Below are 11,608 nucleotides of genomic sequence, written 5' to 3'. Positions count from 1 at the left end.
CGACCTGGCGAAGGAGGGCGTCGCCCTGCTGGTCATCTCCTCCGAGCTGCCCGAGGTGCTCGGGCTGGCGGACCGGGTGGTGGTGATGCAGAACGGCCGGATCACCGGCGAGCTGGACCGGGCCGAGGCCAGCGAGGAGCGGATCCTCGCCCTGGCGATGGCCGATGACCTGGCGTCAAGTACTGAGGTGTCCAACGGCGCCGCGCAGAACGAAGGAAGGCCCGCATGAGCACGACGACCTTGTCCGAGAGCGCTCCGTCGGGGAGTGCGCCGCCGGCGAAGAGCCGCGGGAAGGCCGGCGAGCTGCTGGCCTCGGTGGGCGGGCAGAACCTCAGCCTGATCGCCGCGCTGGTGGTCGTGCTGGCGCTGTTCGGCTCGCTGAACGACAACTACCTCTCCTGGAACAACATCCAGGTGATCGCGGAGGCGGTGACCATCACCGGCCTGCTGGCCGTGGTGCAGACCGTGGTGATCATCTGCGGCGGGCTGGACATCTCGGTCGGCTCGCAGGCGGGCCTGGCCTCGGTGGTCAGCGCGATGGCGTTCACCTCGGCCGGTAGCAACCCGCTGGTCGGCATGGCCGCCGCCATCGGGGTCGGCGTGGTGGTCGGCGCCCTGAACGGCGTGATCATCGTCTACGGCCGGGTGAACGCGACGATCGCGACGCTGGCTGGTCTGGCCGCCTACAAGGGCGTCGCGCAGCTGATCTCCAACGGCGCCGCGCAGGGCTACGTGCTGAACGACGACTTCTTCGTCTTCCTGAGCCGCGGCAAGCTCGCCGGGCTGCCGGTGATGGTGTGGATCCTGATCGCGGTGGCGCTGGCCGTGCACGTCCTGCTCAAGTACACGGACATCGGCCGCAACATCTACGCCATCGGTGGCAACGACACCGCGGCGCGGCTGGCCGGCATCAACATCAACAAGTACCTGATCTCGGTGTACGGCCTGATCGGTGTGGTGGCCGCGGTCGCGGGCATCCTGCTGACCGCGCGCACCGGGTCGGGCCAGCCCGTGTCGGGCAGCGAGGGCCTGGAGCTGAAGGCGATCACCGCCGCGGCGCTGGGCGGCTGCGCGCTCAAGGGCGGCAAGGGCGGCATCGGCGGCACCCTCCTCGCGGTGGCGCTGCTCGGTGCTCTGGAGAACGGGTTGACCGTCCAGGGAATCAACTCGTTCTGGCAGAACGTGGCGCAGGGTTCGCTGCTGGTGGTGGCTGTGGTGATCCAGCAGCGCCGCAGCGGTGAGCGGGCAGTGGGGTTGCCCGGCTGATCCCCGCGTCGCGCGAGGCGGCCCCGGCCCCTGTGTGGGGGAGCCGGGGCCGCCGTCTCGCGTTGTGGTGCCGGACCGTCAGGCGCCGACCTTGAGGTCGCGCAGCAGCTTGGCGACGTGGCCGGTGGCCTTGACGTTGTACAGGGCCCGCTCGACCTTGCCCTGCTCGTCGACGACGACGGTGGAGCGGATCACGCCGACCACGGTCTTGCCGTAGAGGGACTTCTCGCCGAACGCGCCGTACGCCTCCAGGACGCTCTTGTCCTCGTCCGCGAGCAGGGTGACCTTGAGGTCCTCGCTCTCGCGGAACTTGGCGAGCTTGGCCGGCTTGTCGGGGGAGATGCCGATGACGTCGTAGCCGGCGCCCGCGAAGACCTCGAGGTTGTCGGTGAAGTCGCAGGCCTGGGTGGTGCAGCCGGGGGTCAGCGCGGCCGGGTAGAAGTAGACGATCACCTTGCGGCCGAGGTGGTCCGCGAGGGACACCTGGTTGCCGTCGGCGTCGGGCAGGGAGAAGGCGGGGGCCGTGTCCCCGGCCTGGAGTCGCTCGCTCACGGTGTGGATCTCTCCTCGTGCTGGACTGGTGGTCGTGCCCTGGCCAACCTACCCCTGATGGTGGGTGGGACTGCGCGCCCGGGCGGGCGAGCTGACAGACTGGCCCGGAGCAGAGGACCGAGACGCGAGGCGAGTGAGGTGGCCCGGGTGGGCAAGGGGAAGACCAAGGACATGGCCAGGGACGACGCGGGTCGCACGACCGCCGAGATCGAGGCCAACATCGTGCGCACCCGCACGCAGCTGGCCGACACCCTGGACGAGCTGGCGATGCGCGTGCACCCCAGCACGGTCGCGGCGCAGCTGCGGGCGAAGGTGCTGGCCACCGTCGAGCAGAAGGTCGGCCGGGTGTACGTGGCGGCCAGCCGCGGGGTCGAGCAGCTGCGCGCGGAGTTCGTGGACGAGAGCGGTGCGCCGCGCGCCGAGCGGATCGTGCCGGCCGCGCTGGTCGGGGCGGGCGTGGTGCTGCTGGTGGCCTCCGCGCGCAAGCGCCGGCGGAAGTAGCCGCGCCGGTTCGACGCGGTGGTTCGACGCAGCGGCCGCGGCCCGGTGGTGCCACTGGGCGGGCCGCCGCCACGGCGTGGGTCCGCGCCGGGTACGGTCTGGGCGTGAGCGCGAACGACGATGAGAGCAAGCAGTCCGGGCAGCCGGAGCACGGTCGGCACGACCGCCTGGGCGAGAAGCTGCCGATCCGGATGCTGCACGACCGGGTCCTGGTGAAGACCGAGGGCGCCGAGGGTGAGCGCCGTTCGACCGGCGGCATCCTGATCCCGGCGACCGCCGAGCTGAGCAAGCGGTGCACCTGGGCCGAGGCGGTCGCGGTGGGCCAGAGCGTGCGGGCGGTGGAGCCGGGCGACCGGGTGCTGTACGACCCCGAGGACAAGCTGGAGGTCGAGGTGCGCGGTGCGACCTACGTGCTGCTGCGCGAGCGCGACCTGCACGCGGTGGCGGCCGAGCGGCTGAAGGACTCGGAGGGCTCCACGGGGCTGTACCTGTAGCGGTGGTGACGGTGTGGGGCCTGCCTCGACGGAGGGGCGGGCCCTGTGTCATGTCCGGCCGGGGGCGGGGGCGGGGGCGGGGGCCGGGGCCGGGGCAGCGCGGGGGCCGGCCACGCGTTCGGGCTAGGTGGGGTGGCCCGCGGGGCCGCGCTGGGCCACCGTTTGGAAGCGAGGCAGCTTTCGGCCTCGCCTGCTCGGGGATCCCTCGTTGGACAAGGAGAACCACCCCCATGCGTGCCCTCTGGACGGCTGCCGCGCTGACCGCAGCTCTGAGTCTCACCTCGGTCACCGCGGCGACCGCGGCCGTCCCGCTCACCGAGGCCGATGCGCCTCGGGTCGTCCCGGCGCCGGCGTTGGCGGTGCCGATCCCGGTGCCGTTGTCGCTGCCGCTCTCGTTGCCGGCGTCGTTGTCGTCGCTGCCCTCGGTCTCGTTGCCGACCTCGCTGCCCACCTCGCTCCCGACGTCGTTGCCGACGTCATTGCCGACGGCGCCGTCGCTGCCCTCGCTGCCCTCCCTGCCGACGATGCCGTCGCTGCCCTCGTTGCCGGACGCCGGCGGGCTGCTCGGCCTGGTGACCGGCCTGCTGTCGACCATCCAGAACCTGCTCGGCTCGCTGCTGCCGGTCTCGTTGCCCACTCTGCCGGGCAACGCGCCGGCCGCCCAGAACCTGCCCGCGCTGCCGAGCGACAAGGTGGCCGAGCTGCAGCACGCGGTGGACCGGCTGAACAGCACGGTGGCGGCCGTCAAGGCGGCCAGGTAGCCGCGATGGTGGAAATACGGTGCGGACGCACCGTCCGCGCCGCTAGCGTGGAGTGACACAACCGCATAGCGCCCAGCCCCGCCTGACGCCCGGACCCCCCGGGTCCCGTCGGTCGGGGCTGTTGGGCGCTGCGGTCGTGGGCGGCGTCGTGCTGTGCGCGGCGTCGCGAAGGGTCATCACCAGCTGCGCTGAAATGTCGACAAGGAGACACTTGATGACGACGTCGGCCGGGCTCTACCTGGCCATCGCCCGCGGTTCCTTCCGCCGATACTCCACCTACCGGGCCGCGACGGTGGCCGGCATCTTCACCAACACCGTCTTCGGCTGCATCCTCTCCTCCACCTTCCTGGCCCTGTGGCGGGCCCGCCCGGGCCTGGGCGGCTACGACAGCGCGCAGGCCGTCACCTACATCTGGGTCAGCCAGGCGCTGCTGGCCACCGTCGCGACCTGGGGCGGCGGCTTCCAGGACGACCTGCAGGAGCGGTTCCGCAGCGGCGACATCGCCGTGGACCTCTACCGGCCGGTGGACTTCCTCGGCTGGTGGCTGGCCGCCGACCTCGGCCGGGCCGGCTTCCAGGTGCTGACCCGCGGGGCGGTGCCGCTGATCGCCGGGGTGCTGCTCTTCCACGCCCGGCTGCCGCACTCGCCGCTGACCTGGCTGCTCTTCCCGCTCGCGGTGGCGCAGGCCGTCCTGGTCAGCTTCGGGCTGCGCTTCCTGGTCTCGCTGACCGCCTTCTGGCTGCACGACGCCGAGGGGGTGCGCTCGGTGATGGTGGTGGTCTCGATGTTCCTCTCCGGGATGCTGCTGCCGATCACCCTCTTCCCGGACGGGCTGCGGCAGTTGGCGGCGGCTCTGCCGTGGGCCGCGATGGTGCGGGTGCCCTGTGACGTGTTCCTGGAGCGCGGTTCGGGCAGCGCGCTGCTGGGCGAGCTGGGCTTCCAACTGCTGTGGGCCGTCGTGCTGCTGGCCACCGGGCGGGCCGGACAGTTGCTGGCCACCCGCAAGGTGGTGGTGCAGGGTGGCTGACTCGCTTCTGGGACCGGCCCGTTGGGCGGTCACCTCCTGGCGGCTGACCGCCGCCATGTGGGCCCGGGCCGCGCTGTCCTACCGGGCCTCCTTCGTGCTCACGACGCTGGCCAGCCTGGCCCTGACCTTCCTGGACTTCGTGGTGCTGATGCTGATGTTCCAGCACACCGACCGGCTCGGCGGCTGGAGCCTGCCCGAGATCGGCCTGCTGTACGGCACCTCGGGCCTGGCGCTGGGCATGGCCGACTTCCTGATCGGCACGGTGGACTCGCTGGGCGAGCGGATCCGATCGGGCGCCCTGGACGTGCTGCTGATCCGGCCCGCCCCCGCGCTCTCCATGGTCTGCGCCGAGCGCTTCACCCTGCGCCGGCTCGCCCGCCCGGTACAGGCGCTGCTGGTGCTGGGCTGGGCCCTGCCCGAGCTGCCGGTGGCCTGGACCTGGGACCGGGTGCTGCTGCTCCTGGCGATGCCGCTGTGCGGTGCGGTGATCTTCGGGGCGATCTTCGTGGGGGGCGCCACCCTGCAGTTCTGGTGGGGCGAGTGCCGGGAGGTGCAGCACGCCTTCACCTACGGCGGGGCGACCCTCCTGCAGTACCCGCCCACGGTCTTCGCCCGGGACCTGGTCGCCGGCACCGTCTTCGGGGTGCCGCTGGCCTTCGTCAACTGGCTGCCCACCATGCGGATCCTGGGTCGGCCGGACCCGCTGGGCCTGCCGGCCGCCTTCCAGTTCGCCGCGCCGGTGGCCGCCGGCCTGTGCGTGCTGGCGGCCGGCCTGGCCTGGCGGGCCGGGCTGCGGGCCTACCGCGGCACCGGCAGTTGACCTCCTTCATCCGTCGACAGCAGAGGAGAATCGGATGGCACTGATCGAACTCGACGAGGTGTCACGGACCTTCGTCATCCGCACCAAGGCCGGCCGGCTGCGCCGCGAGCGGCGCGAGGTGCGCGCGGTCGACCGGCTGAGCTTCACCGTCGGCGCCGGCGAGTGCGTCGGCTACATCGGGCCCAACGGGGCCGGCAAGTCCACCACCGTCAAGATGCTCACCGGGATCCTGGTGCCCAGCAGCGGCCGGCTGCGGGTGGCCGGGGTGGACCCGGCGCGCGAACGGTCGCGGCTGGCCCGGCGGATCGGCGTGGTCTTCGGTCAGCGCACCACGCTCTGGTGGGACCTGCCGCTGCGCGACTCCTACGAACTGGCCCGCCGGCTCTACCGGATCGAGCCGCGCCGGTTCGCCGCCAACCTCGATCGCTGCGTCGAACTGCTCCAGCTGGGTGAGCTGTTGGACACCCCGGTGCGCCAACTCTCGCTCGGCCAGCGGATGCGCGGGGACCTGGCCGCCGCCCTGCTGCACGATCCCGAGGTGCTCTACCTGGACGAGCCGACCATCGGGCTGGACGTGGTGAGCAAGGTGCGGGTGCGGGAGTTCCTGCGCGAGGTCAACGCGGCCGGCACCACCGTCCTGCTGACCACCCACGACCTCACCGACATCGAGCAGTTGTGCGGTCGGGTGATGGTCATCGACCACGGCCGGGTGGTCTACGACGGGAGCCTGCCGGGCCTGCACGCGCTCGGCGGGAGCGAGCGGACCCTGGTGGTGGACCTGGTCCGCGAGGGTGCGCCGATCGAGGTGACCGGCGCGCGGGTGGTCAGGGTCGAGGGGGCGCGGCAGTGGCTGGCCTTCCCGGCCGCGCGCAGTGCGGCGCCGATCGTGGCGGCCGTGGCGGAGCGGTATCCGCTGGTGGACCTGTCGGTGCGCGAGCCGGTGATCGAGGACGTGATCGCGCGGATGTACCAGGGCGCGGTGATCGGGTGAGCGGGTGGGCGCGGTGACCGGTCCGGCGCTCGTGCCGGGTCGTCCGATCGCCGTCGGTACGAGTGGGTGACGTGCGCTCGGCCGCCCGTTCGGCCCGCCTCACCCGCACGGGTGGGGCGGGCCGGGCCCGGCGGTGTGGCGAGTAACCCGCGTGGCCCCACGGCGGTTGGGGGGCTGGAACGGTGGAGTGCGGGTGCCCGAGCGGCCCCGGAGCGGCTCCCGGGTGCAGGTGTGAGGGAGCGGACGATGGCAGGGCTGCTGGCCCCGGGCGGTGCGGCACGGCCGGCGCTCCCCGATGACGTGGGCGAGGGGCGGCCGGCCGAGGTGGACCGCCCCTCGCCGGTCCCGGTGGCCCGGCCGGTGATCGGCGAGGCCGAGATCGAGGCCGCCGTCCGGGTGCTGCGCAGCGGCCGTGTCGTCCAGGGGCCGGAAGTCGCCGCCTTCGAGGAGGAGTTCGCCGAGTTGGTGGACGGCCGCGCCTGCGTGGCGGTCAACTCCGGCACCTCCGCGCTGTACCTGAGCCTGCTGGCGCTGGGGATCGGGCCGGGGGACGAGGTGGTGCTGCCCTCGTTCTCGTTCGCGGCCACCGCCAACGCGGTCCGCCTGGTCGGTGCGGAGCCGGTCTTCGCGGACTTGGAGCAGGGCGGCTTCGGCCTGGACCCGGCCGCCGCGGCGGCCGCGATCGGGCCGCGCACGGCCGCGTTGCTGCCGGTGCACCTCTACGGGCACCCGGCGGCGCTGGACCGGCTGGTGCCCCTGGCCGACCGGCACGGCCTGCTGCTGCTGGAGGACGCCTGCCAGGCGCACGCCGCCACCCTGCACGGGCGCCCGGTGGGCACTTTCGGGGCGGTCGGCTGCTTCAGCTTCCACCCGACCAAGAACATGCACGCCCTGGAGGGCGGCATGGTGACCGTGGCCGACCGCCAACTGGCGGCGCGGCTAAGGATGCTGCGCAACCAGGGGATGGCGGAGGGCGACCGGCACGAGGTGGTCGGCGGCAACCTGCGGATGACCGACCTGTCGGCGGCGGTGGGCCGGGTCCAACTGACCGCACTCGCCGGGCGCACGGCCCGCCGGCGGGCCAACGCGGCCGTGCTGGACACGGGGTTGTCGCCCGCCCGCTCGCACGGGCTGCTCTGCCCGGCGGTGGCCGACGGTGCGGGTCATGTCTACAACCGGTACACGGTTCGCGTGGCGGCCGAGCAACGAGCCGACTTCCAGGAGGAGTTGGCGCGGCGCGGGGTGCGGGGCTCCGTGCACTACGCGGTGCCGATCCACCGGCAGCCGGCCTACCAGGGACAGCGTCGGCTGCCCCTGCCGCGCACCGAGGCGGCGGCCGCCCAGGTGCTCTCCCTGCCGGTCCATCCGGAGCTCTCGGCGGGCGAGTCGGCGCGGGTGGTGGCCGCGGTGAACGAGGTCGCCGCGCTGCTCGACGGCGGTCCGCGGTGACCGTCCGGGTGCCCGGTCAGCAGCCGGCGGGAACGCCCGGCGGGCGGCCGCTGCGGGTCGGACTGGTCGGACTCGGCGCGAGGGGCCGCCAGCACGCCCGGGTGCTGGGCACGTTGGGCGGCGTGCGGCTGGTGGGTGTGGTCGACCCGGCCGGCGACCCCTTCGGGGCGGCGCCCGGCACCCCGGTCTTCGCGGCGCTCGCCGACCTGCTGGAGCGGCGGTTGGACTACGCCGTGGTGGCCTGCCCCACCGCGCAGCACGAGGAGACGGGCCTGGCGCTGGCCGCGCACGGCGTGCCCGTGCTCATCGAGAGGCCACTGGCCGGCAGCGCGGCCGCCGCGGCCCGGCTGGTGGCGGCCTTCGAGGCGCGTGGACTGGTCGCGGCGGTAGGCCACGTGGAGCGCTACCACCCGGCGGTGGCCGAGCTGCGGGCCCGTCTGCTGGACGGTGAGCTGGGCCGGCTGCTCAGCGTGCTGACGTCACGTCAGCTACCGTGCGAGCGAAGGCCGGACGGTACCGGAGTGGTGCTGGACCTGGCCACCCACGACCTCGATCTGACCCGTTGGCTGACCGGCCAGGAGTACGCCACGCTGGCCGCCCGCACGGTGCGCCGCGGTGCGCGGGGGCCCGAGGACGCGGCGGTCGTGGTCGGCGAGCTGGCCGACGGCACGATGGTCGGTCACCAGGTCGGCCGGCTCGCCCCGGTGCGTGAGCGGCGCATCGCCGTCACCGGGGAGCGCGGCTGCCTGGTCGCCGACACGCTGGCCGGCACCCTGGTGCGCCACACGGCTCCGCCGGGTGAGCCGGTCGGCTGTCCGCTGCCCGGGCGCGACCCGCTGGCCGCCCAGCACCGCCAGTTCCGCGAGGCGGTGGCCGGCCGCCCCGGCCGGACGGTGCCGCTGCGCGAGGGCCTGCGCGCGGTCGAGCTGGCCGAGGACGTGCTGGCCCAGGCCGGGGCGCTGCGCGGTGACGAGGTGATGGTGTGACGGACATGACCGACGTGCCCGCCGCGACCGTGGTGCCCGAGGTGACGGTGGTGGTCGTCGTGCACAACGCGATGCCCTACCTGACGGCCTGCCTGGACTCCCTGGTGGCGCAGTCGATCCGGCGCCGGCGCGGCGGGCTGGAGGTGGTCGCGGTCGACGACGGCTCCACCGACGACGGCCCCGCCGAGCTGCGGCGCTACGCCGACCGGCACCCCGGGCTGTTCCGACTGCTGGCCCGGGTCGACCCCGGTGGTGCGGCGGCGGCGGGCAACCGCGCGCTGGCCCTGGCCCGCGGGCGCCACCTCTTCTTCCTGGGCGCCGAGGACCGGCTCGGCGACCAGGCGCTGGAACGCCTGGTCGCGCTGGCCGACCGGGTCGGCTCGGACGTCGTGCTCGGCAGGATGGTGGGCGTCAACGGGCGCCAGGTGCCGCAGGGGATCTTCGAGGAGAGCAGGGAGCGGGTCGGCTTCACCGACTCGGCGCTGGCCTGGGCACTGTCCGACGCCAAGCTGTTCCGCCGCTCGCTGGTCGAGCAGTACGGCCTGCGCCGGCGCGAGGACCTGCCGGCCTACTCCGACCGGCCGTTCACCCTGGAGGCGTGCCTGCGCTCGGGGCGGATCTCGGTGCTGGCCGACTACGACTGCTACTACGCGGTGCTCCGTGACGAGGGGGAGCACGTCACCGCGCGCTCGGGGCACGAGGACCGGTTGCGCGGGATCGGCGCGGTGCTGGAGGTGGTCGAGCGCCTGGCCGAGCCCGGTCCGGAGCGCGAGGCGCTGTGCGGGCGGGCGTTCTCCTGGGAGATCCCGCGGCTGCTGCAGTCCGACTTCCTCACGCTGGCCGAGCCCGTGCAGCGGCGGGTCTGCGCCGGGGTCGGGCGGCTGGTGGACCGGCACTGCGAGCCCGCCGCCTTCCGCGAGCTGCCGGTGCGCGACCGGCTGCGCCTGGACCTGGCGCGGCGCGGGCGGGTGGCGGCGCTGCGCCGGCTGATCCGCTACCAGGCGGCCTACTGGGAGCCGCCGATGCACCGGGTGGTCGGTCAGGCGGAGGAGGCCGGGCAGGTCGGGCCAGGCGGGCAGGTCGTGGGCCAGGAGCCGGGCGGCGGGGTGGCGGCGGGGGAGCGGCCCTCGCTGCCGGTGAAGGTGTGGCGGGGACTGGTGCCGGCCCAGGTGCGGCGGCGGCTGCGCCGGCAGCCGGCCTGGCGGGGCTTCGTCCAGCGGGCCTACGCGCGCTGGGGGTGAGCGGGGGCGCGTTCGGGCCGGGGGCGCGGCTGTAACGCTTTCGGCCCGAACGGCCAAGAAGAGGGTGAGGGGCCGAGCGGGAGCGGGAGTGGGAGAAGGAGGAGGCGCAGGAGGAACAGGAGGAGGGATCACCATCGGATAACCGGAGAAGTAGGGGGAATCCAGGGGCTCAAGAGCACGGGATCGACGATCCGATCAGTGACACTGGTCGGGTGGAGAGCGAGAGCAAGGCCGCGGTGGCCGCATCCGGTGTCCGGTTCACCGCCGCCGACGAGGAGAAGCGCCGCGGCGTGCGGCGCATGAAGACCATCGCCACCGGCCTGCTGGCGGTGGCCACCCTGATCTACGCGCTGGCCACCTGGGCCCACTCGGCGGGGTGGGGCAGCTGGACCGGCTACGTGGCGGCCGCCGCCGAGGCCGGCATGGTCGGCGCGCTGGCGGACTGGTTCGCCGTCACCGCGCTCTTCCGACGCCCCTTCGGCCTGCCGATCCCGCACACCGCGATCATCCCGACCAAGAAGGACGCCTTCGGCCGCTCGCTCGGCGACTTCGTCGGCGACAACTTCCTCTCCGCCCAGGTGGTCCGCACCCGGCTCGCCGCCCTGGGCATCGCCCGCCGGCTCGGCGAGTGGCTCTCGGCCCCGGGAAACGCCGAGCGGGTCACCACCGAGGCCGCCGCGGCCCTGCGCGGGGTGCTCGCGGTGCTGCGCGACGAGGACGTGCAGGCGGTGGTGGGCGAGGCGGTCACCCGGCGGGCCGCGCAGGCCCAGGTCGCCGAGCCGATAGGGCGCCTGCTCGCCAAGGTGGTGGCCGACGGCGGGCACCACGGGGTCGTGGACCTGGTCGCGGTCCGGGTGCACGGCTGGCTGAGCGAGCACCACGGGGACGTGGTCGACAAGGTCGCGCTCAAGTCCCCGGGCTGGACACCGAAGTTCATCGACCACCAAGTCGGCGAGCGGGTCTACAAGGAGCTCATGCGCTTCGTCACGGCGATCCGCGACGACCCGCACCACCCGGCCCGCGGAGCCGTCGACACCTTCCTCGCCGACTTCGCCCTTGAGCTGCAGACCGACCCGGCGACCAAGGAACGGGTCGAACGGGCCAAGGCCGAGCTGCTCGCCCGCGACGAGGTGCAGGAGCTGATCGCCTCCTCCTGGAGCGCGGTGCGCACGCTGGTGCTGGGCGCCGCCGAGGACGAGGACAGCGAACTGCGCCGCCGCATCCGCGAGGGCGTGCGCACCTTCGGCGCCCGGCTGGCCACCGACGAGCGCCTGCAGAAGAAGACCGACGGCTGGCTGCAGGACGCCGCCCAGTACGTCGTGGAGACCTACCGGGCCGAGATCACCTCGCTGATCTCCGACACGGTCGCCGGCTGGGACGCCGACGACGCCTCCCGCAAGATCGAGGCCAACGTGGGGCGTGACCTGCAGTTCATCCGGATCAACGGCACGGTGGTCGGTGCCCTGGCCGGCCTGCTGATCCACACGGTGGCGAGCGCGCTGGGCGGTTGAACCCGAGCC

At 73.8% G+C, this 11,608-nt stretch carries 12 protein-coding genes and 1 pseudogene; 12 read left to right on the top strand and 1 reads right to left on the bottom strand.

Annotated elements, in window-relative coordinates:
- Window positions 1-229, top strand: a pseudogene (locus ABD323_RS23045) (sugar ABC transporter ATP-binding protein); the annotation flags it as partial.
- Window positions 226-1,266 (top strand): ABC transporter permease, encoded by a 1,041-nt coding sequence (locus tag ABD323_RS23040; RefSeq protein ID WP_344443800.1) that lies wholly within the window; start codon window positions 226-228, stop codon window positions 1,264-1,266. The pseudogene ABD323_RS23045 and the gene ABD323_RS23040, both read left to right, overlap by 4 nt.
- Before the next feature lie 78 nt (window positions 1,267-1,344).
- Here ABD323_RS23040 and bcp read toward each other — a convergent pair whose 3' ends face one another.
- A complete protein-coding gene (gene bcp, locus ABD323_RS23035) occupies window positions 1,345-1,818 on the bottom strand; it encodes a thioredoxin-dependent thiol peroxidase (RefSeq protein WP_344443799.1) in 474 nt (157 codons plus the stop codon).
- Between the two features lie 171 nt (window positions 1,819-1,989).
- Here bcp and ABD323_RS23030 point away from each other — a divergent pair, with 171 nt between their 5' ends.
- The 10 genes from ABD323_RS23030 to ABD323_RS22985 all read left to right on the top strand — a co-directional run bounded on the left by ABD323_RS23030 (window position 1,990) and on the right by ABD323_RS22985 (window position 11,599).
- Window positions 1,990-2,319, top strand: coding sequence for a DUF3618 domain-containing protein (locus ABD323_RS23030; protein WP_344443803.1), 330 nt, complete (start codon window positions 1,990-1,992; stop codon window positions 2,317-2,319).
- Between the two features lie 191 nt (window positions 2,320-2,510).
- Window positions 2,511-2,813: a GroES family chaperonin gene (locus tag ABD323_RS23025; protein ID WP_344443802.1), complete on the top strand. Its 303-nt coding sequence runs from the start codon at window positions 2,511-2,513 to the stop codon at window positions 2,811-2,813.
- A 230-nt stretch (window positions 2,814-3,043) separates the two neighbouring features.
- Window positions 3,044-3,574, top strand: coding sequence for a hypothetical protein (locus ABD323_RS23020; protein WP_344443798.1), 531 nt, complete (start codon window positions 3,044-3,046; stop codon window positions 3,572-3,574).
- 214 nt (window positions 3,575-3,788) lie between these two features.
- A complete protein-coding gene (locus ABD323_RS23015) occupies window positions 3,789-4,601 on the top strand; it encodes an ABC transporter permease (protein WP_344443797.1) in 813 nt (270 codons plus the stop codon).
- Entirely contained in the window at window positions 4,594-5,421 is an 828-nt protein-coding gene (locus ABD323_RS23010; RefSeq protein WP_344443796.1) for an ABC transporter permease, read from the top strand. The genes ABD323_RS23015 and ABD323_RS23010 overlap by 8 nt, the downstream gene beginning before the upstream one ends.
- Before the next feature lie 34 nt (window positions 5,422-5,455).
- On the top strand, window positions 5,456-6,412 hold the full coding sequence (locus ABD323_RS23005) for an ABC transporter ATP-binding protein (RefSeq protein WP_344443795.1): 957 nt from the start codon (window positions 5,456-5,458) through the stop codon (window positions 6,410-6,412).
- 246 nt (window positions 6,413-6,658) lie between these two features.
- Window positions 6,659-7,861, top strand: coding sequence for a DegT/DnrJ/EryC1/StrS family aminotransferase (locus ABD323_RS23000; RefSeq protein WP_344443794.1), 1,203 nt, complete (start codon window positions 6,659-6,661; stop codon window positions 7,859-7,861).
- Window positions 7,858-8,847, top strand: a complete 990-nt coding sequence (locus ABD323_RS22995; protein ID WP_344443793.1) for a Gfo/Idh/MocA family protein — start codon at window positions 7,858-7,860, stop codon at window positions 8,845-8,847. Before ABD323_RS23000 ends, ABD323_RS22995 begins: the two co-directional genes overlap by 4 nt.
- A gap of 5 nt (window positions 8,848-8,852) precedes the next feature.
- Entirely contained in the window at window positions 8,853-10,088 is a 1,236-nt protein-coding gene (locus tag ABD323_RS22990; RefSeq protein ID WP_344443801.1) for a glycosyltransferase family 2 protein, read from the top strand.
- Window positions 10,089-10,300: 212 nt separating this feature from the next.
- The gene (locus ABD323_RS22985) at window positions 10,301-11,599 is read left to right on the top strand and encodes a DUF445 domain-containing protein (RefSeq protein ID WP_344443792.1); all 1,299 of its coding nucleotides are present in this window, start codon (window positions 10,301-10,303) and stop codon (window positions 11,597-11,599) included.
- Window positions 11,600-11,608: the final 9 nt, after the last annotated feature.

Origin of the sequence: Kitasatospora nipponensis, assembly GCF_039528135.1 — a bacterium.
Lineage (GTDB): Bacteria > Actinomycetota > Actinomycetes > Streptomycetales > Streptomycetaceae > Kitasatospora > Kitasatospora nipponensis.
Note: the sequence above shows the minus strand (reverse complement) of the source record. Positions and strands in the feature narration are given on the sequence as shown.

Bases quoted from the DNA above. Each gene is read 5' to 3' on its own strand.
- ABD323_RS23040 (WP_344443800.1), top strand. From the start codon at position 226: ATGAGCACGACGACCTTGTCCGAGAGCGCTCCGTCGGGGAGTGCGCCG.
- ABD323_RS23030 (WP_344443803.1), top strand. From the start codon at position 1,990: ATGGCCAGGGACGACGCGGGTCGCACGACCGCCGAGATCGAGGCCAAC.
- ABD323_RS23025 (WP_344443802.1), top strand. From the start codon at position 2,511: ATGCTGCACGACCGGGTCCTGGTGAAGACCGAGGGCGCCGAGGGTGAG.
- ABD323_RS23020 (WP_344443798.1), top strand. From the start codon at position 3,044: ATGCGTGCCCTCTGGACGGCTGCCGCGCTGACCGCAGCTCTGAGTCTC.
- ABD323_RS23015 (WP_344443797.1), top strand. From the start codon at position 3,789: ATGACGACGTCGGCCGGGCTCTACCTGGCCATCGCCCGCGGTTCCTTC.
- ABD323_RS23005 (WP_344443795.1), top strand. From the start codon at position 5,456: ATGGCACTGATCGAACTCGACGAGGTGTCACGGACCTTCGTCATCCGC.
- ABD323_RS23000 (WP_344443794.1), top strand. From the start codon at position 6,659: ATGGCAGGGCTGCTGGCCCCGGGCGGTGCGGCACGGCCGGCGCTCCCC.
- ABD323_RS22990 (WP_344443801.1), top strand. From the start codon at position 8,853: ATGACCGACGTGCCCGCCGCGACCGTGGTGCCCGAGGTGACGGTGGTG.